The sequence below is a fragment of the Pseudomonas sp. GM33 genome, from assembly GCF_000282295.1.
Lineage (GTDB): Bacteria > Pseudomonadota > Gammaproteobacteria > Pseudomonadales > Pseudomonadaceae > Aquipseudomonas > Aquipseudomonas laurylsulfatiphila.
The window spans coordinates 1-543 of the sequence record NZ_AKJO01000131.1; the positions used below are offsets into that span (position 1 = coordinate 1).

The window sequence follows — 543 nt, forward strand, 5'->3', positions numbered from 1 at the left end:
GTGCCTTCACCGATGGTTACCCGGTCGGCGCCTTGCACGTCGTTGCTCAGCACGTTGCCGTTGAGGGTCAGCAAGGTTTCCGAGGCGGTGCCATTGCTGTCGTTCACGCCTTGAGGCAGGTCATCGACGATGTTGACGTCCAGTGAACCGGTGGCCGTGGTGCCGTTGTCGTCGACCAGGGTCACGGTGAACTGCTCAGGCAAGGTGTTGGCGCCGTTGGCGGTCGGGTGCGCTTCGTTGTCGTTGAGGGTGTAGCTGTAGCTCACCACGCCGGTGGCGGCGTTGAAGCCGGTGATGGTCAGCGTGCTGCCCAGCGGCGTGGTGATTGATTGCGGGAAGCCGGCGGCCACACCTGCGGTGACCACGGCGATGCCGCCCACAGTCAGGCTCGTCACGCCGTCCAGCGCGGTGACGGTGAAGGTGCCGTTCTGGGTCAGCGCCGTGGCATCCGGGGTACTGCCGTCACTGAGGTTTTTCTCGTAGACCGTGAGTTCGCCGCCGTACACGTTGAGGCCGTTGAGGACCACCGGATCGTCGTTGTTG

Annotated in this window: 1 protein-coding gene; it reads right to left on the reverse strand. The window is 64.3% G+C overall.

Annotated elements, in window-relative coordinates:
• Positions 1-543, reverse strand: a 543-nt coding sequence (locus PMI26_RS07040; RefSeq protein ID WP_007977746.1) for a hypothetical protein, incomplete at both ends; no start/stop codon positions are given.